The sequence below is a fragment of the Paenibacillus sp. FSL H7-0442 genome (assembly GCF_038593105.1).
Taxonomy (GTDB): Bacteria; Bacillota; Bacilli; order Paenibacillales; family Paenibacillaceae; genus Paenibacillus; species Paenibacillus polymyxa_D.
Map to the genome: position 1 here is coordinate 2,671,879 of NZ_CP151963.1, position 26,419 is coordinate 2,698,297.

Annotated in this window: 19 protein-coding genes and 1 pseudogene; 13 read left to right on the forward strand and 7 right to left on the reverse strand. The window is 43.9% G+C overall.

Annotated features, from left to right (window positions below; all coding sequences use genetic code 11):
- Positions 1-89: 89 nt before the first annotated feature.
- Positions 90-1,691: an alpha-amylase family glycosyl hydrolase gene (locus tag MHH57_RS11920; RefSeq protein ID WP_069011325.1), complete on the forward strand. Its 1,602-nt coding sequence runs from the start codon at positions 90-92 to the stop codon at positions 1,689-1,691.
- A 243-nt stretch (positions 1,692-1,934) separates the two neighbouring features.
- Here the strand turns inward: MHH57_RS11920 and MHH57_RS11925 are convergent, their stop codons facing one another.
- The 4 genes from MHH57_RS11925 to MHH57_RS11940 all read right to left on the reverse strand — a co-directional run bounded on the left by MHH57_RS11925 (position 1,935) and on the right by MHH57_RS11940 (position 6,473).
- Positions 1,935-2,717, reverse strand: a complete 783-nt coding sequence (locus MHH57_RS11925) for an HAD family phosphatase (protein ID WP_029518482.1) — start codon at positions 2,715-2,717, stop codon at positions 1,935-1,937.
- A gap of 30 nt (positions 2,718-2,747) precedes the next feature.
- Positions 2,748-3,797, reverse strand: coding sequence for a 2-amino-2-deoxy-D-mannitol dehydrogenase GutB1 (gene gutB1 / locus MHH57_RS11930; protein ID WP_029518481.1), 1,050 nt, complete (start codon positions 3,795-3,797; stop codon positions 2,748-2,750).
- 34 nt (positions 3,798-3,831) lie between these two features.
- Positions 3,832-5,070 carry an aspartate aminotransferase family protein gene (locus MHH57_RS11935; protein WP_069011327.1) on the reverse strand — a complete coding sequence of 413 codons (1,239 nt, stop codon included), beginning with the start codon at positions 5,068-5,070 and terminating at the stop codon, positions 3,832-3,834.
- A 194-nt stretch (positions 5,071-5,264) separates the two neighbouring features.
- On the reverse strand, positions 5,265-6,473 hold the full coding sequence (locus MHH57_RS11940; protein ID WP_069011329.1) for an MFS transporter: 1,209 nt from the start codon (positions 6,471-6,473) through the stop codon (positions 5,265-5,267).
- Positions 6,474-6,983: 510 nt separating this feature from the next.
- On the opposite strand from MHH57_RS11940, the gene MHH57_RS11945 reads away from it, so the two are divergent.
- The 7 genes from MHH57_RS11945 to MHH57_RS11975 all read left to right on the forward strand — a co-directional run bounded on the left by MHH57_RS11945 (position 6,984) and on the right by MHH57_RS11975 (position 14,114).
- Positions 6,984-7,892 (forward strand): AraC family transcriptional regulator, encoded by a 909-nt coding sequence (locus MHH57_RS11945; protein ID WP_029518478.1) that lies wholly within the window; start codon positions 6,984-6,986, stop codon positions 7,890-7,892.
- Positions 7,893-8,007: 115 nt separating this feature from the next.
- Positions 8,008-9,072: a Gfo/Idh/MocA family oxidoreductase gene (locus MHH57_RS11950; protein ID WP_039275006.1), complete on the forward strand. Its 1,065-nt coding sequence runs from the start codon at positions 8,008-8,010 to the stop codon at positions 9,070-9,072.
- A 632-nt stretch (positions 9,073-9,704) separates the two neighbouring features.
- Positions 9,705-10,733 carry an AraC family transcriptional regulator gene (locus MHH57_RS11955; RefSeq protein ID WP_069011330.1) on the forward strand — a complete coding sequence of 343 codons (1,029 nt, stop codon included), beginning with the start codon at positions 9,705-9,707 and terminating at the stop codon, positions 10,731-10,733.
- A gap of 135 nt (positions 10,734-10,868) precedes the next feature.
- Positions 10,869-11,663 (forward strand): SDR family oxidoreductase, encoded by a 795-nt coding sequence (locus MHH57_RS11960; RefSeq protein WP_069011331.1) that lies wholly within the window; start codon positions 10,869-10,871, stop codon positions 11,661-11,663.
- Between the two features lie 92 nt (positions 11,664-11,755).
- The gene (locus MHH57_RS11965; RefSeq protein ID WP_029518474.1) at positions 11,756-12,058 is read left to right on the forward strand and encodes a putative quinol monooxygenase; all 303 of its coding nucleotides are present in this window, start codon (positions 11,756-11,758) and stop codon (positions 12,056-12,058) included.
- Positions 12,059-12,696: 638 nt separating this feature from the next.
- On the forward strand, positions 12,697-13,179 hold the full coding sequence (locus MHH57_RS11970) for a GNAT family N-acetyltransferase (protein WP_069011332.1): 483 nt from the start codon (positions 12,697-12,699) through the stop codon (positions 13,177-13,179).
- A gap of 167 nt (positions 13,180-13,346) precedes the next feature.
- Positions 13,347-14,114 (forward strand): S-layer homology domain-containing protein, encoded by a 768-nt coding sequence (locus MHH57_RS11975; RefSeq protein WP_069011333.1) that lies wholly within the window; start codon positions 13,347-13,349, stop codon positions 14,112-14,114.
- A 946-nt stretch (positions 14,115-15,060) separates the two neighbouring features.
- On the opposite strand, the gene MHH57_RS11980 is transcribed toward MHH57_RS11975, so the two are convergent.
- Positions 15,061-16,446 (reverse strand): MFS transporter, encoded by a 1,386-nt coding sequence (locus MHH57_RS11980; protein ID WP_029518470.1) that lies wholly within the window; start codon positions 16,444-16,446, stop codon positions 15,061-15,063.
- A 110-nt stretch (positions 16,447-16,556) separates the two neighbouring features.
- Here MHH57_RS11980 and MHH57_RS11985 point away from each other — a divergent pair, with 110 nt between their 5' ends.
- Complete coding sequence (locus MHH57_RS11985; protein WP_342435117.1) at positions 16,557-17,444, forward strand: LysR family transcriptional regulator; 888 nt, start codon at positions 16,557-16,559, stop codon at positions 17,442-17,444.
- Between the two features lie 170 nt (positions 17,445-17,614).
- Here the strand turns inward: MHH57_RS11985 and MHH57_RS11990 are convergent, their stop codons facing one another.
- Positions 17,615-18,457, reverse strand: a complete 843-nt coding sequence (locus MHH57_RS11990; RefSeq protein WP_209950340.1) for an AraC family transcriptional regulator — start codon at positions 18,455-18,457, stop codon at positions 17,615-17,617.
- Between the two features lie 149 nt (positions 18,458-18,606).
- Between MHH57_RS11990 and MHH57_RS11995 the strand changes: the two genes are divergently transcribed.
- Positions 18,607-20,667: a beta-galactosidase gene (locus MHH57_RS11995; protein WP_342435118.1), complete on the forward strand. Its 2,061-nt coding sequence runs from the start codon at positions 18,607-18,609 to the stop codon at positions 20,665-20,667.
- A 197-nt stretch (positions 20,668-20,864) separates the two neighbouring features.
- Positions 20,865-21,442, forward strand: a pseudogene (locus MHH57_RS12000) (glycoside hydrolase family 2 TIM barrel-domain containing protein); the annotation flags it as partial.
- A 122-nt stretch (positions 21,443-21,564) separates the two neighbouring features.
- On the opposite strand, the gene MHH57_RS12005 reads toward MHH57_RS12000, so the two are convergent.
- Entirely contained in the window at positions 21,565-21,906 is a 342-nt protein-coding gene (locus MHH57_RS12005) for a helix-turn-helix domain-containing protein (protein ID WP_029518466.1), read from the reverse strand.
- A gap of 106 nt (positions 21,907-22,012) precedes the next feature.
- Here MHH57_RS12005 and MHH57_RS12010 point away from each other — a divergent pair, with 106 nt between their 5' ends.
- Both MHH57_RS12010 and MHH57_RS12015 read left to right on the forward strand, forming a co-directional pair.
- A complete protein-coding gene (locus MHH57_RS12010) occupies positions 22,013-22,927 on the forward strand; it encodes an arginase family protein (protein ID WP_069011336.1) in 915 nt (304 codons plus the stop codon).
- Between the two features lie 913 nt (positions 22,928-23,840).
- Positions 23,841-26,234 (forward strand): cellulase family glycosylhydrolase, encoded by a 2,394-nt coding sequence (locus MHH57_RS12015; protein WP_069011337.1) that lies wholly within the window; start codon positions 23,841-23,843, stop codon positions 26,232-26,234.
- Positions 26,235-26,419: the final 185 nt, after the last annotated feature.

A 26,419-nucleotide genomic window follows, 5' to 3' on the forward strand; every position in this document is an offset into this window, starting at 1 on the left:
CCATAATAGATAATAAATATCCCCTTTTTTTGGATTGTTTCTATTTATAATGAAAGCGCACCCATAACAATCAAAGGAGCTGATTTGTTTTGACACGTAACAAACGCTTAAGAAGATTGTCCACCGCCATGTTAACGGTGCCTATGCTCACGATGTTCGCTTCAAGCGCAATGGCAGAGCAGGAATCGAACGGACATAAGCCTCCGGTTTCTACTGGAAGCGGCGTATTTTATGAAATTTATATCAATTCTTTTTATGATTCGAATGGAGACGGACATGGTGATTTGAAAGGAATCACACAAAAGCTTGATTACTTAAACGATGGAAAACCCCATTCGGGTAGGGATTTGCAGGTCAGCGGCCTCTGGCTTATGCCCCTAAATCCATCTCCAAGCTACCATAAATATGATGCAACTGATTACTATCAGGTGGACCCACAGTATGGGAGTCTAAATGATTTCCGCACCTTGATGAAAGCAGCGGACCGAAAGGGCGTTAAGGTGATCATGGACCTTGTTATCAATCATTCAAGCAGCGAGCATCCATGGTTCAAGGAGGCCAGTGCCAACCCGCAAAGCAAATTCCACGACTATTACGTATGGGCGGATGAGAACACAGATTTGGAAGAAAAGGGCTCGTGGGGTCAGCAGGTATGGCATAAGAATCCGAATGGCGAAGGGTATTTCTACAGTACGTTCTGGTCGGGCATGCCGGATCTGAACTTTGACAATCCCGAAGTCCGCAAAGAAATGATCAAAGTCGGCAAGTATTGGCTGCAGCAAGGTGCAGACGGGTTCCGACTTGACGCGGCGATGCATATTTTTAGAGGACAGACGAAAGATGGTGCGGATAAGAACATTGCCTGGTGGAGTGAATTTCGTTCCGAGATGGAGAAGGTAAATCCAAATGTATATCTGGCAGGAGAGGTATGGGACAAACCGGAGACCATAGCTCCTTATTACGGACAGCTCCACTCCTTGTTTAATTTTGACCTGGGCGGAACGATTTTGAAGTCCGTGAAAAACGGCCGAGATCAGGGTATCGCGGCATTCGCCGAGAAAACGCTGCAACTGTACAAATCATATAATAAGGCGGCACTCGATGCTCCGTTCCTGAGCAACCATGACCAGACTCGTGTCATGAGCGAGCTAGGCGGGGATGTGCGAAAAGCCAAGCTGGCCGCTTCCATTCTTTTAACGCTTCCGGGTCAGCCGTTCCTCTATTATGGCGAAGAAATTGGTATGAAGGGAGAGAAGCCTGATGAGTTTCTTCGTGAGCCTATGCGCTGGTACAAGGGAGAGGGCCCTGGTCAAACGACATGGGAGAAACCCAAATACAACAAAGGCGAGGTATCAGTGGAAGCGCAGCTGAGAGACGATGATTCCCTGCTGGAAAGCTATCGCACACTCATCCGTCTGAGGGAAAAACATGAAGCTTTACGCAGCGACAGTCTGCAACCTATACAAGCAGGCTCTGCCAGCGTGACCGCATTTAAACGTACTTCAGGCAAAGAAGCACTGTATGTATATCATAACCTGTCTGGAGAGCCGGTTACCTTGCAGATGAAAGATCCCGATAAGGGTAAATGGAAAGTGGTCTTCTCCACCTCAAAGGATGTGAAGGTGAAGAAAGGAACAGTTAAAATTCCGGCTTACAGTTCTCTGATTACCGAAGAAGACAGAAAGAGCTGAATATACGCAAAATTACCGTTCAGATGAAGCAGGACATATATCGTTGAATCCAGTTTGGGGTGTTAACAGCACCCCTTTTTTCTATTGAACCGGAAACGTACGTGTTCTAACTATACCGATTTGACGTAAAGCACGCCCCTTAGAGTACACACAGGGAAGGAAAAATGACATTCTCCAGTGTATATTCCAAGGGGCATTATTTAATACCCTCAATCATAGTAAAGATCGGACGATTCCATATGATTATAAAGGGGGTATGCCTTCCGGTATGTTTCGACTCTTGCTCTTGGCAAGCAACTGCTCATCAAACGGCAAATTCTCTTTGATCGCCCACAGATCGTCATAGCTGAGAATACAGCGATCAGCTCTGGACAGATCCTGCCGGCCGGAGCCGGGGTTATGGAAGCCGATACAGTACATTCCTGCACTTTTGGCTGCCTGGACCCCGTTATGTGAATCCTCAATAACGATGCAATGGGCTGGTGCAATGCCTAGCTGCTCGGCGGCGTATAAGAAGATGTCCGGTGCCGGCTTACCCTGCAGTACCTCTTCACCGGTGATTCGAATGTCAAAGTAACGGCCAAGTCCTGTCTTTTCCATAATGAGATCAATCAGCGCCCGCGGAGAGGAAGAGGCCACCGCGACCGGAATCCCTTTCTCTTGCAGCCAGTCCAGCCACCGCTCCAGTCCATCGATCGCCGCAAGGCCCTCGTGTGCAATCATTGTCTGCATCACATTTTTTCGGTGATAGGACAAGGCCTCTTCCACCGTATTGGTGAGCTGATGCCTGTCCAGCACTTGACGCCACATGGATTCGAGTGTCACTCCGACATAGGTGTGATGCTCTTCTTCCGTCATGGGCGCACCGAAATGGGCAAAGGAGCTGCGTTCGACCTCAAAGTAGATCGGTTCGCTGTCTACTAACACCCCGTCCATGTCGAAAATGACCGCTTTGACTGGAACGGACGCGGATAGGTCTCCTGTGCATTCATTATTCGTCGGTGTAACATGATGGATGCTCGTCATGTCCATTCTCCCCCTTGTTAGTAGCTAAATTTAGTTGTCGGAGCCACTAGATTGCAGCACAATCTTGATCGCCTGAGACGAGGGCTGAAGTGTCCGCTCGCTGATATTGCATCCAAGCGTCTTAAAGGCTTCATGGTAGTCATCCAGCGGATACGAGTGGGTAATGATTTTTTTGGCGGGAATGATTTGCTGCTCAATCAGGTAATGCGCCGTGGAGAACGTGCCCAGAGAATCAATCGAACCGATGATTTTAAGGCTACGGTCAACTACCTCTTTCGGATTAAACGAGCTTATCCCATCTCTCAGCCCCACCAGCATCAAATACCCGCCGCTCGCAAGCTGGCTTAGCACCTCAGTGCCGACCACTCCTGTGGTGTCCACAATCATGTCCACCTGATTTTTTAACGGAGCCAGCTTATGAATGGCCGATTCCAGTGTGGCGTGCGCGGACCACCGTTCGGGGGCAATAGAATCCGCTATGGCGAGCCGTTCCTCCGAGATGTCAACAAGGCAACCAGTTACGCCTTTCGAAGCAAGAGCATAGCTGTACAGAATCCCGATCGGACCTGCGCCTATAATAACGGTTGTGAAGTTCGGCAGCAGGTTAATCTGGTTGATTCCGGTCAGCATACAGCTCAGCGGCTCGGTCAGCGTCGCTTCTTCGTAGCTGATATGGTCCTTCAACTTGTACAAAAAACGGTCCTCAGTCACATAATAATCGGTGAACGTACCGTCTGCGCTGACTCCGGTCTCTGTTACGGATTTGTGTGTGCAATGATTTTGTCTTCCTGTCCGGCACATTTCGCATTGGCCGCAGTAGTAAGTTGGATCAATCACCACTCGGTCTCCAGGCTGCAGTGAACTGACGGCTGGTCCTACAGCGATCACATCCCCCGCTGATTCGTGCCCCAAAATCGTAGAAGGCACGGCATGATATTTGCCACTGATGATACCTAGATCCGTACCGCATACGCCAGTCGCCCGAATCCGGACGAGTACATCGTTATCTTTTTTTATCTCCGGGATAGGTCTTTCCTCAAGTGCGACATCCCAAGCTGATTTATATACAAGTGCGAGCATGTATAATTCCTCCTTTTGCTTATTGGGCAGATCGTTAGTGAAGGGTAGCAAGAACGGCGTCAAGCCGTTTAACAATTTCGGCAATCTCATCTTCGGTAGCCGTGAGGGAAGGTCTGACTTTGACCACATTCCCATAACCGTAACGGGAACCTCTCAGAATTAATTGTTGTTCCTCAAATGCGCGATCGATAATCCCGTTGCTTTTCACTGCATCCGGGGCATCGTCCTCGTCTACAATTTCCAGTCCCCACATCAGTCCGACGCCACGAGCCTCACCAATGCAATCATACTTGTCGGCCATCTCCGTCAGTAGGGATCCGAGCAGGCTTCCTTTGGACCGGACGGCTTCCAGAAAACCGGGCTCGGTTACAACCTCCAATGTGGATTTGGCTGCCGTGACCGAGATCAGATTGCTGCCCGAAGTAAAGGAATGTTCGTGCTTCTCCAGGACATCGAGACGAGACTGCATCAATACCGCCGCAACCGGGACTCCAATACCACCCAGACCCTTAGCGAGAGTAATAATATCCGGTTGGATGTCAAACAGTTCACTTGCGAACATGTAACCTGTCCGCCCGATTCCGGTCTGCACTTCGTCTGCAATCAGAATCATCCTATGCTCGTCGCATAGCTGACGGAGGCGCTTGAAATATCCTGCAGGCGGGATGATATTACCTCCGTTGCCCAGAATGGGTTCAATAATCATGCAGGCCACAGACCCTGAGCTTCCATACTCAATGGCGTCCGATATAGCGTCAATACAATGATGACCACACTTGTCTGGTGAAGAATTAAAAGGACAGCGATAACAGTAGGGGGCAGGCACATGCAGAGAATTTGCTGCAACTGAGTTAGGGAAATTCTTGCGACGAAAGGCATTACCGGAAATGCCTGTTGCAAACTGGGTTTGTCCATGATGTGATAGATGCAGACTGATGATATCGGTTGCTCCGGTGTATTTTTGGGCCAGCTTCACAGCACATTCGTTCGCTGTGGAGCCGGTAATATCTCTCATCCATCCGGCGTCTATGCCGTTCGGGGCATACTGGATTAGATGATCTAGGACTTCTTCGACATAAGGCTCTGTAAAAGTAGAAGACATGTGTGCAAGATTGCCGACTTGCTCCTGTACTTTGCTTACGACATGAGGGTGGTTATAACCGAGCGACAAGTTGAAGGTGCCGGATACGCCATCCAAATACTCCTTACCCGAATCGTCAATTAGAGTAATGCCTTTACCATATCTGAAACGTTCTTTGGTCAACGTATGCACGATATTTCCCCTCCATATCAGAATATACATTCTTATTAAGTCATCTTTATAAAGTCTACCACCCTATCAGAGCATAACGAGGCTGAACTCACCTCCCCAAAATAAGAAATCCACCTTCCTTGCCCTCATGGACAAGGGAGCATAATCCGGTGCTTCTGCGATAGGCCTCACCTCCCCTAAGAACTAAAACAATATCATCCTTCCTTGCCCTGATGGACAAGAGAGTCAACGACTCGGCTGCCCCGATCATTCCACAGATGCGTGAGAATAAGTGCCAGCAGCAAAATCAGAGTAAACCCTCCTAAAATCCAGAGGCTAGCCGCCACTGGCCATTCGCTCATGCTCCAGCCAATTACATATTGAAGCACCGAGCCGCCAATTCCGCCCGACGCAATCAGAATGCTGGTCGTCCGCTCGGTCATTCCTGGAATCAGCACGTTGGCATAGACAAGCGCGATACAGAAGAGTCCAGACATGAATAGACCTGCACCGAAAATTATAAGGTATGTAGCCCATTGGCTGGATATAAACACCATGGCAACTAGGAAACAGAAAGTACCGATTGCACTCCACAGCAGGTAAGGAATATATCCTGCTGACTCTGCAATCCTTCCTGAGAACATACGACCAATGATCATTGCAATCCAAAGCACGCTGACACCCAGCGAGGCTACGGATCCTTGAAGATGTAGCGTCTCTGTCAGAATAGAAGGTAGGAAGTTCATGAGCCCCAGTTCAAGACCCATATAAACAAAGAAGAATATAATGAAGATTCCTAGCAATACACGATGCTGTCCAGAGTAACGGGCTTGTTCAACTGAACGTTCAGTAGTTCGGATGTCTGCTTGGGTAAGGTGAGAGGAGGCGGATGTAGGCATGGTAAGCCACAACAGCGCTAAGACAAAAGTGAGAAGGGAGATGGTGTAAAAGGTTAGATTCCACATTCCAAGCCAGATATACAGGCTAACGATCGCCGGAATAAGCAGTGCACCAAGTGCAAAATAGACATCCAGCTTAGACATGGCCACGGCTTTTTGCTCCTCCGTGAACTCAATGGTAAACGCTCCGATGGACGATTCAATGATGCCTGAGCCGAAACCAACCCAGATGGCCATTGCGATGACCCAATTCCATGAGGGTAGTACACCCAAGATAATGCACGCTGCCACGATACTACCCAGGGCTATGGATAACATGGACTTGCGACCCAGATGCAGAGCCATGAAGGGGGTGAGCAGAACACCGACAAGAAATCCGAAAAACTGCAGGAACAGCAGTAATCCACCATCGCTGTACCCCCGTCCATAGTGAGATAGTAAAGTCGGCAGTAATGCCCCAAGCACCACACTGGTGACGCCGATTAACAGATAGAAAGCACAACTTAAAGCGAATAGTCTCTTCAAGGCCTGTCCCTCCAGTAGGTCATATTTTTTATATGAGTATTTTTTTTACTAGAATATACCATCACATTGGAAATGTATATATATTTTTATATAGAAAATGTAAAAAATTAATTTGACAATTTTACACGTATTTAACTTCAATTATGTTTAATCCAGTTAAGGTGAAACCTTTATCTAAAGAAACTGCAAGCGGCAGGAGGGAATAAGATCAGTCCAAATTGTTCTCGAACGCCAAACGGCTCATAATTAAGTCATAACTTTGAGTTTGCAATAATGTTAGTAAGGATACCTAGTAAAGATGCCTAACAGTTGCTTTACTTCATAGCAACTATGATTGATAGGGTAGAAAAACGAATGTTAAACGCTTACAATTCAAAAGGGAGAGGGAATTTTATTCGCTAGTTGAGAAGGAGAAGCATGAAGAAGGGAAGAAAGGAATGCAGTGCAGCATAATTATCATTAGTCATGTGCACGGCTTTTTGAACTTTACTGCAAAAGGAGTCTACCAAAATGAATTTTTATTTAGAAATCCCGGAGCTTGACCGACATTTTCCTTTCCGGAGTTTTATTAATAAAGGCGACGTGCTTTGCTATCCTCATTGGCATAAAGAAATTGAAATTATTTATGTGACCCAGGGAACCTTGGATCTGGGAATTAACGATATTTCGATACGCATGAAACAAGGTGAAGTTCAGTTTATAAATGGGGGTGATGTTCATTATTTCTTGGCCTCTCCCGACAGCGAACGGGTGGTTATTCAATTTGATCTGAGCTTTTTTCAAGAGGTTTCCACATTAAGTGATCAGAAACGCCCTCTAAGATATATATTTACGGAGATGGAGCAATCAAGCTGGAACTGGCCAGAAGAAACAGCAGCTAAAATGCTTCCTCTGATTCAAAGCATTTATGATGAGAACGTCAACCGACACGAAGGCCATGCTTATATGATCAAAGCCAAGGTGTTTGAGATGTTGACTCTTATTATGCGTGAAGTGCCGAGAAGCATAACCCCAAGGCTTCCTGAACTCTCAGAAAGAACCTTAACACAATCCAAGGACACTCTTTATAAACTGGAACGTATTTTTGAGTATGTGGAATGTCATTATCATGAAACCATCTCGCTGAAGAATGTCGCTGATTATATGGGGTTCAGTCCTTATTATTTCGCCAGGCTGTTTAAGAAGAATACGGGGATGACCTTTGTAGCATTTTTGAATGATTACAGACTAAATAAGGCAAAATGGATCTTGTTGAATGAAAACAATCCGATTACTGAGGTCGCAGAGGCGGCAGGGTTCAGTAGTGTAAAGACGTTTCATCATCTCTTTAAGGAAGCGACAGGAACATCACCATTGAAATACCGCAGGACAATATTCGGGAATAAAACAGCAAGAAATGAGGAGGAAAGCTTTTCATGAGATTTGTATGATAGAGCTATCCGACGAAGTTAAGGGTGAGTTACGAGGACATTAAAATTTATTGACATGAGCACCCACTTGATAGGCGGTGGGCTTAAATCAGGAGTGGAGGAAGATGAAAATGGACAATCGTATATACAATGTAGTCATCATCGGTTATGGAGGCATGGGAAGCTACCATGTTCAATTGATCGAATCTAATCAGCAACTTGCCGTTGGCGGTGTATATGATATTGTCGATTACCGGATGGAACTGGCTGCGGCTGCCGGCTATAAAACCTACGCGAGCCTGGACGCCGTTCTGGCCGATGAGGCCGTCGATATTGTTTTGATAGCAACACCTAATGATGTTCATAAGGAAATCGCGATCCAGGCGCTACAAGCCGGAAAGCATGTCATTTGCGAAAAACCGGTTACGATAACGAGCGCGGATTTCTTGGATATTGTTGAGGTGGCAAAGAAAGAAAATCGTGTGTTTACGGTACATCAGAACCGTCGATGGGATGAAGACTTCCGAATTATCAAAGATATAATTGGCAATAAGACCGTGGGCGAGCTCTTCCAGCTGGAATCGCGAGTTCAGGGAGCTAATGGCATTCCAGGTGACTGGCGGCAACTAAAGGCGTATGGAGGAGGAATGCTACTGGATTGGGGAGTACATCTGTTGGACCAGCTGCTTCAGATTACGGACAGCAAAATAGAAAGCGTAGCTGCTACCCTAAGCTATATTTTGGGGACTGAAGTGGATGACGGCTTTGCCAGCTTTATTGAGTTCAAGGACGGCCTGACAGCAGTCATTGAAGTGGGTACAACCAATTACGTAAAGCTGCCACGCTGGTATATTAAAGGAACCGAAGGAACCGCAGTGATTCGAGATTGGGATTTGAGCGGAGAGATCGTCACCCGAAATCCAGATGTTGCTCACGTGGAACCCAAGCCGATTCAAGCAGGTCAAGGATTGACGAAAACGATGGCGCCGCCGTCTGAGGAATCCACCCTTAAGTTCCCGATTGAGAAAATACCTGCTGCTGCAGAAAGCTTTTATGAGAATTTTGTCTCCACCATCGAAGGAAAAGCGGAGATTGCGATCAAAAATGAAGAAGTACACCGTGTATTGGTGCTGATTGAGACGATTTTTGAGGCGGCAGCAACCAAAAGCGTGATTCGAAGAACTATTTAGATCTGCTCTATTTTTCGATCCATCATAAGAGAGATATATAGGAATCTGGAGAGAAACAAACAGATTTATTTAATGAAATTTTGGGATGCATTTAAGTAATCAGTAAACCTTTGAAATGGTGAGCAAAATAGTTTTGCCCACCATAAAACTCAAGCGGGTATCGCTCCACAACCGAATTCTATGGCTTGATCATTTTTAAGTTGCTTTTTACATAAAAATTAAATCCGCTATTTCCTCCTTAAATCAACACATTTCACTCTAAATCTTCCATGAAAACATAAAATAATCCATGAAAGAGCTAGAATAATCAGTATTAAGGGAATGACATTCCTAGGAGTGTCGGTGATTTGGGGTTTTAAAAACACACTCATAAACATATGGGTGTGTTTTTTGGTGTTGAGAATGAGTCGTTCATGCATTAACAGAATTTTATCATGATTAAGTAATTCGCCAAATCACTCATCATTGATTGAAAGTAGCCCAGATAACAATATGATGTAACATTTTCCACAGCTTATTACATTAATGTAGACACCTTAACGTACTTAAGAGTATTCTTATGTGTACTTAAGAGGGACCTCATCGCAACCAAAACCAATGAATATGTAAGTATATAAAGGAGGCCCATATATATGAAGTCTCATACCTCTGAGCGTATTAAATTCCCGCCAGGATTGTGGGCAGGATTATGTCAGTTAGGGTTTGGCGCCCACGACGTAGCACGCAAAGCACGACTGCCGATCACCATTATTACTGAACCAGTAGTCACCACCGCCCAATATTTCGCGATCTGGCAGGCATATTCTGATCTCATTGGTGACACAGCCCAAGGAATCATCAGACTTGTGACCGTCTTTGATACAGCAAAGTACCCACCGACTGTCTTAGCGACTTACCACGCTCGGGACTATCGCGACGCTCTAAACCGAATGGCTCGGTACAAACAACTGTGTCCCCCGGAAAACCTACATATCACGGAGGAGGGCGAGCACTGTACAATTGATCTGGAGTGGCTATCTCCCGAGCAGTCTGGTCCGCCGATGCTGGTTGGTAGCACGCTGGCTTGTCTTCTGGAGATTGGGCGCCGGGGCACAGGTCAACCTTTGAAAGCGCAGCTTGTTGAATTTTCGCACTACATGGGCGATATACAAGCCCTTGAAGCTTATTTCGGCTGTCGTATCCGGATTGGTGCAAAATGTAACCGATTGACGCTACATCGAAGAGACCTGGACCGCCCCTTTGTCTCGTACAACGAAGAGTTGCTGGAAATCTTGACTCCTGTTCTGGACCGATCGTTGGATGAACAGCAGCGCAGCCGTTCAATTACCGAGATGGTCAAATGGATCATGAAACGCAGCCTTACAAGAGGGCGCCCCGACATTCAGGCTGTGGCGAAGGAGCTCAGTATGAGCGATCGTACCTTGCAGCGCCGTCTTACTGACGAAAATACGAGCTTCAAGATTCTATTGACAAAAGCTAGACATGAGCAGGCACGAGAGTACTTGGCAGACCCCTCGCTCGATATTAAAGAGGTAGCATTCCTGATTGGGTACGAAGATCAAAACTCGTTTTACCGCGCCTTCCGCCAATGGGAGGGGGATACGCCTTCAAATTGGCGGACTGAACATTTAGGTACAAACTCGATATCAGGAGCACGCTAGGACTGCCTAATGAGTTTTGTCATTTGGCGTGTTAAACAAGAACTTTGGCGCAATATGCTAGTTACTGGACAATCCAGACAAGATAATATAATCACTATCCGGAGCACAATTGTTTTAAAAAAGGAGAAGTGTATTATGGATATGGGATTAAAATATAAAACAGCTTTAGTTACAGGATCAACGAAAGGCATAGGTAAAGCAATTGCCATTGAACTAGCCAAAGAAGGTGTTAATGTACTAATTAATGGACGAAATTATGAAGAGGTAGAACGAACTGTAAATGAAATTAAGTCAGATTTCCCAGCTACCTCCCCTCAAAATGCTACAGCCGATATTGTGGATATTGGACAAAGAGAAGCCTTATTTGAAAAATGCCCCGAAATTGATATTTTAGTTAACAATATGGGTATTTATGAAATTATGCAATATGTGGACGTAGACGATGAAGTATGGGAAAAATACTTCCGCACTAACGTTCTTGCTGCAAATGGATTATCAAAATTTTATTTACCTAAAATGTTGAAAAATGATTATGGTCGCCTTATTTTTATTGCGAGTGAAGAAGCAATTATGCCTTCAGGACAAATGCCTCAGTATGGTATGACAAAATCTATGTTGTTGTCATTGTCAAAAAGCTTATCTAAATTAACAATAGGAACAGAAGTTACAGTCAATACGATCATGCCGGGACCAACGCTCTCTGAGAATGTGCACCAAATAATTGAGAGTATGTATCCTCATGAAGATATGACTTTTTCAGAAAAAGAGAAAGATTTTATGGTTACAAACCTGCCTCAATCTGAAATACAGCGATTTATCAAGCCTATTGAAATAGGAAGACTAGCTACATTTGTATGTAGCCCTTATGCATCTGCATTTAAAGGTTCTCCAATCCGTATGGATGGAGGAATGGTACCGACTATTTTTTAGCGTTTGTGGAGAAACTTGCTGAAATTACGCTGACATTGCGGAACATTATGATAAGATGAAGTCAAATTTCACTCGAGGGTAGGATGAGGATCATGAACCATTTTGCTATGTATGGAAAGTTGATGGCACTTCCAGGGCAAAGGGATGCTCTTGCAGGCATCTTGCTAGAAGCGGCCGATCTGTTGAAGTCGAATACTGACTGCTATTTGTATATAGTCAATGTGTCAGACGACGACCCGAATGCGGTGTATGTGACCGAAGTGTGGAAAGATGCAGATGCTCATGCAGCCAGTCTTAAGAACGAAGAGGTACTGGCGTCGATACAACGCGGCCGACCGTTGATTGTCGGAGCGGAGCCTATTAAACTGCGTGCCCTAGGCGGAAAAGGCCTGTAGGGTTATCACTCAATAACGAGTATTCTAATCACATTAATGAAAATTATTGTTGCATATTACGCTGAAGGAGTTCAAGCAGCTAAGTTATGTTTTTAGATATTTAAAGGTCGGAGGCTACATTCGATGTGCAATCCCAGATGGTTACTTTCCGGATGAATGGTATCAAAATATAGTCAAAATCGGAGGACCTGGGAAAACGCTTTTGTAACAAGTGAAAGGTCAGCAGATAAAATTGGCCTTGGTATAATAAGGGTAATTCACTAAGGAGAGATTTTATTGTCTAGAGCTGTTCTTTACTAATCCAATTCCATAAAAAGGGGTTTTCATGTACTTACTATTTCTCTGCCCAATTTTTGTATTACGGGTGGGATTTGAAAGCTTCGGAATTAGTTAAGAACAACGGATATTACCAGATCCTTAGGGATACCTGTTATAATGAGTCCAATCCGTGTTGTTTCAGCGCGGATTTTTTTGTGGCCCAAATAGCAGTTGATATGAGGGTAGGAATGACGTATGTTCATTCCTACCCTTTTCCAATTTTTAGCAAAGTGGGATAGAAGGGAATTACTCCAATTGGATCAAATACAACCAGATTTCTTGAATGAAAGATTCAATCTAAGTAAATAGAAAGGTGGACAATATATGAACTTCAAACGAATCGGCTCTTATTAAAAACACTTGATCTTAATTTAATCGAAGCAGCAGCCCGACGTGATATAGGTGCTATTGAAGCTTTGGGTTATAAAACCAGTGATGAATGGCCGGGGCCTGATAAAAATAATGGCACTAGAGGTTTTGATTCTTGGATCATTGTAGATAAGGATAACCAAGAAATTGTTGGAGGGATTGGTTTTTTAGGAGATCCTGACCAGAACGGTATGATTGAGATCGGTTTTGCAACGAATGAAAGCCATCGCCGCAAAGGCTATTGCTATGAAGTCGCTCAAAAAATAATAGAGTGGTCATTAAATCATGAAGAAGTTCAAATCATAACGGCAAGATGCGTACTTGACAATATCAGCTCTAAGAATTTGTTATTGAAGTTAGGATTTCAAATTTGTCACAAGGATGAAGAATTGCTTTATTGGAAATATCAAATGAAGAAAGTAGGAGGGGTTTAGCAGAAAAGAATGCGAATACTGGAGGGTGGGTTCGCTAAAGTAACTGAGAACGATAGTTCAACGCTATTTTCTCATTAATATCATCATTTTCTTTTGAAATGCCGATATAAAATTGAGTCTAGAGAACTATTTTATACATAAATTTTACCTAAAGGAAGTGGAAAGAGATGTTGAAAAAGAAATGGCTTATCGCCCCGTTGGTTGCGACGACACTGTTTTTCGGTCAATCTGCCTTCGCGGCAAACACGTTTTCTGATGTGGAAGGAACAAAATATGAATGGGCTGCCGAATCGATTCGTTCCATGGTCGATAAGGGCATTGTCAAGGGCTATGAAGATGGGACCTTCAAGCCAAGCAAAACCATAACGAAAGCGGAATTTGTACATATGTTTCACAAGCTTTTTCTAGAAATTGATCGTTCTTCCGGCGAATCTTCCGATTTTGTGGATGCGCGTAAACACTGGGCGAATAAAGATTTTGCAGCAATATTCAACGGGGACTATGTTTGGCCGTATGCTGAAAGTGTTGGGGGGAAATATCCAAACTATCAATTCTATGTCAAGCCTGACAAACCACTGACCCGCTGGGATGTGATGATGATTGCCTCTCTTCGGACGAATTATACCAATCAGACGCTTCATCCTGAGATTGAGGAAGTGATCTCCGCAGCTGCGCAGTACAAGGATATGAAAGTTCGTCAAGCCAATTACAATGATAATTTCTCGGCCTACTATCCGGTGCTGTACATCGACAAGACTGGAGAAGAGTACTCCTATGATGGAGATTCCCAGGATCAAAAGGCAGAAGCATTCTACACCCTAACCAAGATGGGGGTCCTTACCGCTAATGAAGGATACCTTCACCCAAAAGCGCTAGTCACACGGGCTGAAGCTGTTACCATTTTACAGCGTTTGTACGAGGCCACAACGAAGTGATTTTTAGATCAATGATTATCAGATAAAAGCAAAAAAAGATTCAACAAATGGCTTCATTTACACCTCAAAGGGTAGTGCTGTTAGGTTTTGATAAGCCGAATTCAGAAAATAAACAAATCTAAAAGTATGTTGATGAATATGTGGGAAAATTGAGATTTCAAACCGCTGATCTGAACAAATCAGCGGTTTTTTAGTACGAAATGGGAGGGCGAATCACGTTACATCTGCTGATAAAGGGTCGACCTACCGCGCCATCGAGGCAAAAGTTAAGTCAAACCTTGATCAAGGTGGTCAGTGGATGATAGGCACTAGCCGCTTGCGCATTGTAGCCATCAAAGAAACTGAATAAGGAGATGAACTGCTTTGGAGTTTTCTACTTACTTAGTTACATATCTATGGCGACGCCTGACCGTTCATTACTGTCGAAGGACAACAACTATGTATAAAAAGTCGCCAAATTGGCGTTTTTTGTTGTAACCATCTTTAAGCCAAAAACATTAAATCAAACGTTGTATTGTCCGATAGAATACCAAGAAACGACTGATTCGTATCCAAGAAGTTAAAAGATTATAGTGATGTACTGTGATTAACTAATGTAAACGACGAATAAAATATCATTTAAATATGTGTTGAGGAAGTTTTCCTGTTTGATTGTCCAATTTTCAATCGAACAAAAAAGCTTCCTTTTTATTAAAATCCTGAAGCTACTAGAGTTTTCCCAGTATATCAAAAGCTGGGGAAATATTATTCTTTCTTTCGGATTCTTCCCTTCTTCGATTTATGTGATGTACCTAGATTATCTAGTGTTTATTTATAAACTTTCTTTCCACCATCCTGCGTAAAGCCTTCCATTTTGAGGGGAGACACCATCTTTACGCCAGATAAATGACATTTGGTTCATGATGATCCGTGCCACACATTGGTTTGAGATATGAACTTGGTGAACCTATGACTCATGCAATTGCGCTGACTTCTGGTGCCGCCGACTTATGAATACCAAAGACAATGCAATTACCGTGAGGATAATCCCAAGCATTTGAAATCCCTTGAAGCTAAATGTACCTCCCATTACGATACCTATCAATAATGAAGAGATAATGGTTCCCAGATATCTTGATGTGCTAAATAATCCGGATGCTACACCGATTATTTCTTTTGGAGAACTTTGAAACAGGGCTGCTTGCATACCTACATTGTTCAAACCGTTGCTAATACCGAATGCAGCTAAAGCCAAACACACGCTGATAACCGGTGAATTTGGATTCAATGTCACCAGCCACACTGACCCCAATGTCATCAGAATTGCGGACACCAGCAATGCCGGTCTGGGTCCTGATTTATCGATCCATTGTCCTGCAATGGGAGAAGTAATTAGCGAGCACAAGCCTAAGCTTAGCATGAGAATGCCTGTTTGGAATTCGCTGACATGACGTACCATTTGCAAGTAGGACGGAAGCCCGAAAAAGAGCGAGTAATATAGTACGTTAACGAGCATGAATTCGACATTAATCCAAATCATCGCAGGGTAACTGGCGAATGTGCGTAAAGGAATGAAGGGTGATGTCGCTTTTAACTCATGTCGTACGAATGCCCCCAGCGCAACGAAGCCTATCAGCCCGACAATGACATTTCCTAATGAGATATGCCCAGATGATTTTGCCGAGAGTAACCCAACGAGCAGGGCAACCAGACCCAATGTGAAGAGCAGAATCCCTGTTGCATCAATCAAATCAAACCATTTACGAAAAGACATGTTGCGTGCTACGGATGTTGGCAGTTCGTCCTTAGGAATATTCCTCCAAGCCAATACAAAGCTGGCCACCACAAACGGAATATTGATGAAAAAGATAGCAGGCCAATTCCACCAATGAATCAACACCCCGCCAATAAAGGGGCCAATTGCTGCTGCTCCAGATAGGAATATGGACAAAACAGACAACGCAGTTGCTTGTTTCTCTGTAATATGAATTCGAACAATAGCCATTCCAACTCCAACCATCATGCTTGTTCCGATGGATTGCACAATGCGGAACATGATGAGCCACCCGAAATTTAGTGATAATGGAGCTAATAATGATGCAATGAAGGCTACAACAAGCCCGGTAAGGAATATCTTCCTACGACCAAATAAATCGCTGGCCTTACCCATGACAGGTTGAGCGATGCTACTTGCAATGTAGAAAGAAAAAATAATCCAGGAAACACCTGTAAAGTCAAGATGGAACACATTTTGTAGACTTGGAATAGCAACTGAAACCATCGAAGAATTTAATGGGTTCAATAGTATCCCTAGACCAACTGAAATCATTAACCACCAGCTGCGAACGCTCATTTCTGGTCCCCCCATAGCGAATTAATGTCATCGTACTTGAAATCGATTATTTATTCCAACGCATTTGATGTTATAATCTCATTGACTTGAGGGAATTAATGGAGGGCATAATGGAACTTCTTCAACTGCAATATTTTCTGACGGTAGCTCGTTTGGAACATGTGACCGAAGCTGCACGAAGTCTGCACGTTACTCAATCGTCGCTGAGCAAAACGATTCAACGCCTGGAGGAAGATCTGGGGGTTCCTCTATTCGATCGAACAGGGAGGAAACTGCGATTGAATGAGTTCGGAAGCAGATTCCTTCATCGAGCAGAGAGGGCTTTATTTGAATTGGAGCAGGGGAAGCAGGAGCTTAGTGATTTATCCAGCCCGGAACATGGCACTCTCGAATTGGCGGTGACCACCGCTAGCACATTACCCAATATCCTGCGAGAGTTTCGGAAAAAGCGACCCTATATTCAATTTCATGTGCAAATGCTGACTACGCAGGAAATGGTAACGCTTCTTCATAGAGGCGAGGTCGATTTTTGCTTGTCCTCACCTCCAATAGAGGGAGATGACATCGAATGCCAAATCGTGTTTATCGACCCAATCCTTGTAGCTGTTCCAAAGGGGCATCGGTTGGCAGATCGAAGCAGTGTAACGTTGAAAGATCTAAGGGATGAATGGTTTGTCGGTGTAAAGAGAGGCTACGGTACTCGCGATTTAGTGGACTCTGTATGCAAATCGGAAGGTTTCGTACCTAAATATGTGTATGAGGGGGATGAACCTGCAAGGCTTAGTACGCTTGTGGAAGCTGAAATTGGCATAGCCTTCATACCAAGCACGGCAAGGAATTCACGGGAACATCTTAAATATCTCCAAGTAGAAAATCACGAATTGGTACGGGAGATCGCTTTATTATGGCACAGAAGTCGGTATATTTCGCGGGCTGCTTTGGAATTCCGTGAGGTAGTTGTAGAATATTTCGGAGCGATATCCAAACAGATAATATAATCCCATAATATAAGCGAAATAAAAAATACATTAACAGAAGCGGTAGCGTAGGACATGTTAATCAAACGTCCTAAGCGGCCGCTTATTCTTTATTCAACTACAAAATTTGTGTTTTCGATTTGTACGCTGCCTACACACCTGCCTAGCTATTAAAGGAGTTCTTGCATTGACTAACCCATCCTTCTTAGCTGACGAAACTGCTCCGGTGTGATACCTGTTTGCTCCCGAAACCTCTTGATAAAATAGCTGCTTTGATGAAAACCAGATTCCAGTGCAATCTGCTTTACAGTGAGTGCCGTGGATACAAGGAGCTGTTTAGCCAGCGTTATTCGGCATTGGAGTAAATATTGAGCTGGGGTACTGCCCATGATCTGATGGAAGAGCCGGCTAAAATGAAAGGAGCTATAACCTGACGTCGCAGCCATTGTCTTCAAATCGAGCATGTTCTGACATTGCATACGAATATATTCCGCCGTATGACGAATCCTCTCATGGACGGTGCCGCCGGGAGAGGTCCCGAAAATTTGGTTGGAATGGTGGACGATCTCCAGAAGAATTTCATAAAGCAGGGAAGAGATCCGTACATCATAGTCGTGACGGTAAGCTTGGGCAAGTTGCAACATTTCTTCCATCAGCGGTTTTAAACGTTCTGGCCGGTGGAGCGAGAACAGATACGGTTCGTGCATGCTTCGGCCTTGTAATAGCGAATCTACATCTTGCCCGTCAAAATGAATCCATCGGACATCCCAGGGATCCTCGGGTTTAGTTCGATATTGCTGTGTCGTATGCTTGCCGAAAAGAAAGCCCATGCCAGGAGTAAGCTCGATTTCCTTCCCATCATGCACAATAGCGCCTTTGCCTGCAAAAATGATATGTAAATTGTATTCTATCAGTAATCCTGCATTCCTTCGCTCCCCATGATTGGGGAAATTCTTGTAATGCCCTAACGATTCGGGAAACAGTATACCTTTATTTAGAATGGGTGAAGGAAGATAACAATCTATTTTAATCATGTATCCATCTCCTTGAGTAAGTTAGCAAAAAAGTAATTCATTTAGCAAAATCGAGTTATTCTAATCCTTTTATTCCTATATTACAATAGATACAATTATAAGAGAATCACATTTTTGTACTATCACTTCTACTGAAGGAGAATTGGAGCATGCCGAAATCCTTATCTTTAGATCGCTTTCATTTGGGAGCTTGTTATTATCCTGAACACTGGGACGAATCGTTGTGGTCGGACGATCTCATAAGAATGAAGGAACTGGGCTTCAGCGTCATTCGGATTGGGGAATTTGCTTGGTCGATCTTCGAGCCGGAGGAAGGAAAGTTCGACTTCACGCTGTTTGACCGTTTCTTGGAGCAGGCAGACGCGATCGGGATTCAAGTGATCATGGGCACACCAACAGCTACGCCTCCGGCATGGCTTACTTATAAGTATCCAGAGGTGCTGAATGTGTCTATGGAGGGGGTCACGTTCCAACATGGTCAGCGTCGGCATTATAACTACAGTAGTCCCATTTATTTGGAGCTTTGCGCACGTATTACAAGAGAGATGGCACAACATTACAAAGATCATCCGGCCATCATGGGTTGGCAAATTGATAATGAGCTGAACTGCGAGATAAATGTTTTTTATGCCGAGGCAGATCATCAGGCCTTCCGATGCTGGCTAGAGGAAAAATACGGTACGTTGGAGCAACTCAATAAGACCTGGGGTACTGTATTCTGGAATCAAACTTATGACAGCTGGAAGCAGGTTCATCTAACTCGTCCAACCGTATCCGGGTCAACGAACCCTCATCAGTCTTTGGACGAGAAACGGTTTATATCCGATAACACCATTTCGTTTGCCAAACTACAAGTGGACATCCTTCGGTCAGTGGCGCCTAATCAGTGGGTGACAACCAACGGTGTATTCGGGCATTTGGATAGTCATAGGATGACGGATCAATTACTTGATTTTTTCTCGTACGATTCTTACCCTCAATTCAGTACCATTTATCCGGACCAAGGGGAGATGCCATTGCTGGATCGCAAGTGGGGGCTTTCTTTAAGTAACGTCAGAGGGATGTCACCAAATTTCTGCGTGATGGAGCAGCAATCCGGTCCGGGAGGATGGGTGAACAGGATGGAGATGCCATCCCCGCGTCCGGGGCAGATGCGATTGTGGACCTACCAAAGCATTGCTCACGGGGCAGACATGATTTTGTATTTCCGCTGGAGAACGGCAACGTTTGGTACAGAAATGTACTGGCATGGAATTAATGATTATCATAATCAGCCGAATCGTCGGGTCGCAGAAGCAGGCCGCGTCGGAAAGGAGCTGCAAAAGGTTGGAGGACGGATTCTTGGCAAACGCTACGTGGCAGAAGTTGCTCTACTTCGCGATTATGATAACGAGTGGGATGGCGAGTTGGATAAATGGTATGGTCCCTTGACAAAGCAAAGTGAGCTCGGCTGGTACAAGGCACTGCAGTATGGACATATACCTTCGGATATGGTTACAATCCGTCCGGGTATGGAATCAGAGCAGCTGCGGGAACTGGGAAATTACAAGGTGTTGGTATACACGCATCCGGCGATCCTAAGAGACAGTACAGCAGCTATGTTGCAGAAGTATGTAGAGGATGGGGGCATCCTGATCTTCGGTTGCCGCACCGGTTATAAGAACGAGTTTGGTCACTGCCGTATGCAGCTACTCCCAGGGCCTGCAGCCGAAATGAGTGGCGTTCATGTAGAGGACTTTACGATGGTAAATGGGACGGCATCACCTGTATCGGTGCGGTTTAAGGAACAAGCCCTTGATTTTTGGGCTCCAGACTTCAACGACATTTTGAATGTTCATGCTGATACGGTAGAAGTACTTGCAGAGTACGCATCAAGCTACTATGAAGGAAAACCGGCCTTGACCGTCAATCGTGTTGGCGAGGGACTGGTCTACTATTGGGGCGCAGCTTTTGACTTACCGATAGCGGCTGAGCTTCTAAGACAGCTGCCGGTGGCATCTCCGCTTGCGGGGTGGTGCCAAGCTCCTTCGACGGTAGAAGTTGCTATTCGTGCGGATGTACAAGAAGAGCTGGTATTTCTATTGAATTACAGCGGAGAAACGGCTCAGGTTAAACTGAGTGTTGAGACGGAGGAGCTCCTTTCCGGTAGCAGGCTTACGGGTACCGTACCTTTGGAACCGTATGGAGTATGGGTATTAAAGAAAGTTTAAAATGAAGAGAGCATCAGCCGCTGGTCTTAATCCGAAGATCAGTGGCTTTTTATTGCATAAAGCAAGGAAATAACGTGTGCTTTTTTGTGCAGGGTTCGGCTCAATAATCGCTGTCTTTCCTATGGGTTCTTGAACCAGAGAAATCGAACATGATCGGTATTTAATACAAAATTAATAATTTAATACAATATTATTGACGCTTTTTATATTGGTGTGATGTGAAAGGCATGCTCGTCTGGTCAGAAATGACGTCGACCTTTGAGTTCAATGACCAGGCGGTTAGCCGCTTTACGAAGGAATGGCTGGAAATCGTGCCGCAGTAGTACAATCATCCAAGCATCATAACTTGGGTCCCGTTCAATGAATCGTGTGGCATATCGACCATAGAACATGATGTAAGGCAGCAGCAGTTCACGCAAACCATTTATCATCTGACGAAGACGATTGATCCGTATCGTCCGGTGGTTACCAATGACGGATGGGAGCATAGGGTCTCGGATATTTTTAACTCTTCATGATTATGTGGAAACGGGCGAAGAGTTTTTGGGGCGATATCAGGAAAAGGAAAGCATCGTAAACAACAGCATTTCCTTTATTCAGTCGAAGCTTCTATCGAACGTTTCCGTGCAATCACCGGAGCAATTAAAGCGACCCCCCTATCTCTCGGGCTATTGCTATACACAGGTAACCGATGTACAGCAGGAAGTCAATGTTGACGGAAGACCGAAAACCGAAGGTTCCGCTTGAAGTGATTCGGGAGATAAATCTGGCTTGATGCGATAATTAAGATAATAGAATTTGCAGAACGGCTGTATGCTGTCTCTTCCGTTGGAGAATAAGGAATACGGCATCTTCAGCATACTTTTCGCATATGGGCTTTTTAGTATAAAACTGGATTTAACTATTTTGGTTTTTTGTTCCCCACTCACATAACCCTTCCAAAACTGGTAATAGCGTTTCTGCTTTATCTGTGAGACTGTACTCGACTTTAGGGGGAATTTGAGGATATTCTTTACGATTTACCAGACCATCCGCTTCCAATTCTTTTAGTTGTGAACTCAATGTTTTATAAGTAATAGCCCCTATCTGTCTTTTCAGATCATTAAAGCGAACGGTTCGGTTTTCGGCTAGAAGATAAATAATAACCATTTTCCATTTACCACCAATCAATGAAACTGTATAACCAAAAGGTGTATCTTGAATATTTTTAACTTTACCTTTAAATTCAGCCATACTCATGGTAACAATATCCTTTCGGGTAGTACCTATCAAAATAGTGCGTACTACGTTTTTATTTGTGTTCAGTTTATACTAACCTTACTTTTGAAGTAAAGGAGAGAATAACATGACTAAAAAAACAATACGCCTGTTAATGCCACAATGGCAAGGGGGAAACAATCCTAATTACTCTTTTGGAGCCGAACTGCTTGCTTGGCTAGCTCCGGATAATGATCAACCCCTTATTCATGTTCCAGTTCAAGCTTATGATGGAACTCCACTTGAAAACGAAAACGGTATGAATGGGAGAACACAGCTACTTGAACAATTAGAGGCTGCTCAGCATATCATTGATGCTCATAAGCCAGATCGCATTGTAATGTTTGGTGGTGACTGCTTAGTGGAACAAGCTCCATTTGCCTATTTAAACGAACGATATGGTGGGGAATTAGGTTTAATTTGGATCGATGCTCACAGTGATTTAGTTAGATATGTAGGCTATGATAACGGACATACATTACCGCTCGGAAATCTGTTGGGAGAAGGAGATGAGGAATTCGCAAAGCATGTGAAAATCCCTCTAAAACCAGAAAATGTTTTTATCGCAGGATTAGCAACTCCTACAGAGCAAGAAATAGAAGTGATTTCAGAAGCGTTTCAAAGACTAGGTATAGCACCAACAGAACCAGATACAGAAGTGATTCAAAGACTAGGGATTAAAACTGCAGAAGCTCAAGAGTTAACAAACAGTACTGAATCTATAAAAGAGTGGATTAAAGAAAGTGGCATTAAGCATCTGGCTATTCACCTTGATTTAGATGTGCTTGACCCAAAAGCATTTCGTTCTTTATTATTCGCCAACCCTGAAGCACCTTATAATTATTCTCCTGCGGGAACAATGCAAATGCCCCAACTACTTAATCTGATTAGAGAACTATCTGAAGAAACAGATGTAGTTGGCTTAGGTATAACGGAGCATATGCCGTGGGATTCTATTAATTTAAAAAATCTGCTTGGAGAGATACCTATATTAAATAACTAAGTTCATACACGGATTATAAGAGAACAATGATCTGCTTACAGTTTGTCTGGTTCTACTCCGCTTGTACTTTTCGGAAGCTGCACATTAGGCGAATATCCCCTATAATGGATCTTAAAACTAATTACAGAAGCGTCTTATTATGTAAAAGTACGTTGAAATCGGTTACCCAATATATGAAGAAATGCCTGTTTATCCAGGATTGCCAGAAGTGAGGTTAGAGCCTAGAGAGCGTTTGGACAAAGGGGATGACTGGAATGGAGTGTGTTAAGTATAGGCTATTTTGTTCACTATGGCTTGGTTAACATCATCAGCACTGCAAGGAGAGACAACAATATATACGCATAAGAAGTCGCCATTTTGGCGGCTTTTTTGTTTTGGATAAAATTTATAGTAAGCCTTCAAAGGTGCCTATAATCTTTATAATGATGGTTTGACACTGAATTAGTGGGAAATGTGGGAAGGCGGTTCACTTGCTTCATTTGCTGAATAATTGATCATTAGCTCATAGTCTCTTTAAAAAACGTTTCTTTTAGGGAGTTACAATAACAGCTATTAAATAATTTGCATGATTCAGGCGCATTGTTATGAGTTTTTCAAATAGATTTTAAAACTTTTTATTAATCAAGGAATAGTGCTGGAGGACAAAAATATATATGCTTTAGGTCGCTTTGATGAATTTTATCTCTGGAGGACGATATAGAAAATCAATCGAAGCGAAATAAGTGATGTAACTCTAAATGAAAGCGGTTAAAGGAGGAGCCTTTATTAAGCCTTTGGGATGAAGATTTGAATAGAAAACTATGAAGGGAGGGTCGACCTAGAAAAGACAATTTAGGTAAATTAGTGAACTTCAAGATGAATAATACAGGACTAATCAAGCAGTTGTTTATTTATATGAATTGGAGGTTTTGAGATGAAAAAAACCATAACATGTTTGATTTTGTTTGGTCTGCTTATTAGTCTGTTGCCGATCAAAAATGTGAGCGCTTCCGAAAGCCTTGTTCTCACCAAATCGGCAACTGCAAGCTCCGTCGAAGATTCGAGTAAGGCGGCTGATTTTGCGATTGACGGGAATTCGCTAACTAGATGGTCTTCACAATATTCAGATCCACAGTGGATAAGTGTAGATCTCGGCAATACTACCGAAATCAATGGGGTTACGCTTAACTGGGAAGCGGCTTATGCGAAGTCCTTCCAAGTTCAAACATCAACGGATAATGATCATTGGGCTACCGTCTATTCCACTACGACTGGAGAGGGAGGAATTGAGAAGATATCTTTCGAAGCAACAAACGCAAGGTATGTAAGAATGAACGGCATCGAAAGGGCTACTGGCTACGGATATTCCCTCTGGGAATTCGAGGTGCATTCAGCCGACGAACCGGGGGATAACACACCTCCAACAGCGCCCTCCGGCCTGACTAGTTCCTCTATATCTGATACGACGGTAAGCTTAGAGTGGACGGAATCTACAGACAATGTAGGGGTTGCCGAATACGACATCTACAACGGATCAAACCTCATAGGCTCCAGTGCGTCTACGTCCTTTATCGTTACCGGCTTAACAGCTAACATGGCGTACAGCTTTTATGTGAAAGCCAGAGATGCTGCTGGGAACGCGTCGGCTGCAAGCAATGTGATTGATGTGAACACTAGCGCATCCGACACAAGTATTGTTTCAGGTGAAATTTATAAACTAACAGCACAACATAGCAGAAAAAACCTAGAGGTAGCAGGAAACTCCACTGCCGATGGAGCCAAGGTGCAGCAGTGGACGGACAGCGGCAGACCCCAGCAGAAATGGAAAGTGATCGACGTTGGCGATGGATACTATAAACTGATTGTGCAATCCAGCGGTAAAGCATTAACAGTAGCTGGAGGTTCTCTCGAAGATGGTGCTAATGTGCAGCAATGGACAGACAACGACTTATCTAATCAAAAGTGGAAGATTATTAGCGTCGGCGGCGGATATTATAAGTTGCTCGTTAAATCTAGCGGTAAAGCGCTGGATGTAATCGGGGGTTATACTAATGATGGGGCAAATGTACAGCAATGGGTGGATAACGGAAATGATCAGCAGAAATGGAAGTTTACGCTTGTCGAATCCACCGCTGATACGACAGCACCAACGGCACCAGCGAACCTGAAAAGCTTTTCCAAAACAAACACTTCGGTAAGTCTTATATGGGATGCTTCAACAGACGATGTAGGGGTTACCAGCTACGATGTGTATAATGGAACAACATTAGTCGATTCAACCGACACGACAAGTTATACGGTGACAGGACTTACCGCCAATACAACGTATAGCTTCACAGTAAAAGCCAGGGATACGGCAGGGAATGTTTCAACAACAAGCAATATCACAAATGTGACGACAAATGCTACCTCTGAGAATACAGGCTTTTATATTAACGGAACAACGCTGTACGATGCCAACGGAAATCCGTTCGTAATGAGAGGAATCAATCACGCTTATACATGGTATAAGGGTCAAGAGTCAGCAGCGATCCCTGCCATTGCGAGAACGGGAGCGAACACCATCAGAATCGTACTGTCGGATGGTCAGCAATGGACAAAAAACAATCTGTCTGAGTTACAGAATTTAATCACTTTGTCAGAGCAAAACAAATTGGTTGTTGTCCTTGAAGTACATGATGGTACAGGGTCTGATAGCGCTACTGTATTGAATAATATTGCGAATTACTGGATTGAAATGAAAGGTGCACTCATTGGAAAAGAAAGCACCGTTATCCTCAATATTGCGAACGAATGGTATGGAACATGGGATGGCGGAGGCTGGGCGCAAGGCTATAAGTCTGTTATACCCAAGCTTAGAAATGCCGGCATCAAAAACACAATCATGGTTGACGGAGCAGGATGGGGACAGTATCCGCAATCTATTTTTGACTACGGAACAGAAGTCTTTAATGCAGATCCGCTTAAAAATACGATGTTCTCTATTCATATGTATGAATATGCCGGTGGAAATGCTGCTACAGTAAAAAGCAACATGGATAATGTACTGAATAAAAACCTGGCTCTTGTGATTGGCGAATTCGGCATCAAGCATACGAGCGGTGATGTTGATGAGGCTACCATTATGAGTTACGCTGAGCAAAAGGGGGTAGGTTATCTAGCATGGTCTTGGAAAGGAAACAGCGCGGGTCTCGATTATTTGGATATGGCTACTGACTGGGAAGGAACAAGTTTTACGGAACAAGGTCGTATTATTATTGAAGGTCCCAATGGTATTAGGGCGACATCGAAATTAAGCACAGTTTATAGTGGTTCAGCCGACAAATAGCCTTCTACTGCTCCTTCCAATCTTGCGGGCGCAGTTATATGTACTAAATCCTCTTATCGGCCGATTCCACATGCAGCTACATTTCTCGCTTCCAAGAAGGCTAGTTGGCTTATCCAGATTACACCCTGAGTTATTCCAAAAATCCAGCGAATTTAGTTTTATGAATGAACAGAGCTGAGAAATGA

Bases quoted from the DNA above. Each gene is read 5' to 3' on its own strand.
- MHH57_RS11990 (WP_209950340.1), bottom strand. From the start codon at position 18,457: ATGATTAAAATAGATTGTTATCTTCCTTCACCCATTCTAAATAAAGGT.
- MHH57_RS11945 (WP_029518478.1), top strand. From the start codon at position 6,984: ATGAATTTTTATTTAGAAATCCCGGAGCTTGACCGACATTTTCCTTTC.
- MHH57_RS11995 (WP_342435118.1), top strand. From the start codon at position 18,607: ATGCCGAAATCCTTATCTTTAGATCGCTTTCATTTGGGAGCTTGTTAT.
- MHH57_RS12005 (WP_029518466.1), bottom strand. From the start codon at position 21,906: ATGAGTATGGCTGAATTTAAAGGTAAAGTTAAAAATATTCAAGATACA.
- MHH57_RS11985 (WP_342435117.1), top strand. From the start codon at position 16,557: ATGGAACTTCTTCAACTGCAATATTTTCTGACGGTAGCTCGTTTGGAA.
- gutB1 (WP_029518481.1), bottom strand. From the start codon at position 3,797: ATGCTCGCACTTGTATATAAATCAGCTTGGGATGTCGCACTTGAGGAA.
- MHH57_RS11925 (WP_029518482.1), bottom strand. From the start codon at position 2,717: ATGACGAGCATCCATCATGTTACACCGACGAATAATGAATGCACAGGA.
- MHH57_RS11960 (WP_069011331.1), top strand. From the start codon at position 10,869: ATGGATATGGGATTAAAATATAAAACAGCTTTAGTTACAGGATCAACG.
- MHH57_RS12015 (WP_069011337.1), top strand. From the start codon at position 23,841: ATGAAAAAAACCATAACATGTTTGATTTTGTTTGGTCTGCTTATTAGT.
- MHH57_RS11980 (WP_029518470.1), bottom strand. From the start codon at position 16,446: ATGAGCGTTCGCAGCTGGTGGTTAATGATTTCAGTTGGTCTAGGGATA.
- MHH57_RS12010 (WP_069011336.1), top strand. From the start codon at position 22,013: ATGACTAAAAAAACAATACGCCTGTTAATGCCACAATGGCAAGGGGGA.
- MHH57_RS11950 (WP_039275006.1), top strand. From the start codon at position 8,008: ATGAAAATGGACAATCGTATATACAATGTAGTCATCATCGGTTATGGA.
- MHH57_RS11955 (WP_069011330.1), top strand. From the start codon at position 9,705: ATGAAGTCTCATACCTCTGAGCGTATTAAATTCCCGCCAGGATTGTGG.
- MHH57_RS11975 (WP_069011333.1), top strand. From the start codon at position 13,347: ATGTTGAAAAAGAAATGGCTTATCGCCCCGTTGGTTGCGACGACACTG.
- MHH57_RS11965 (WP_029518474.1), top strand. From the start codon at position 11,756: ATGAACCATTTTGCTATGTATGGAAAGTTGATGGCACTTCCAGGGCAA.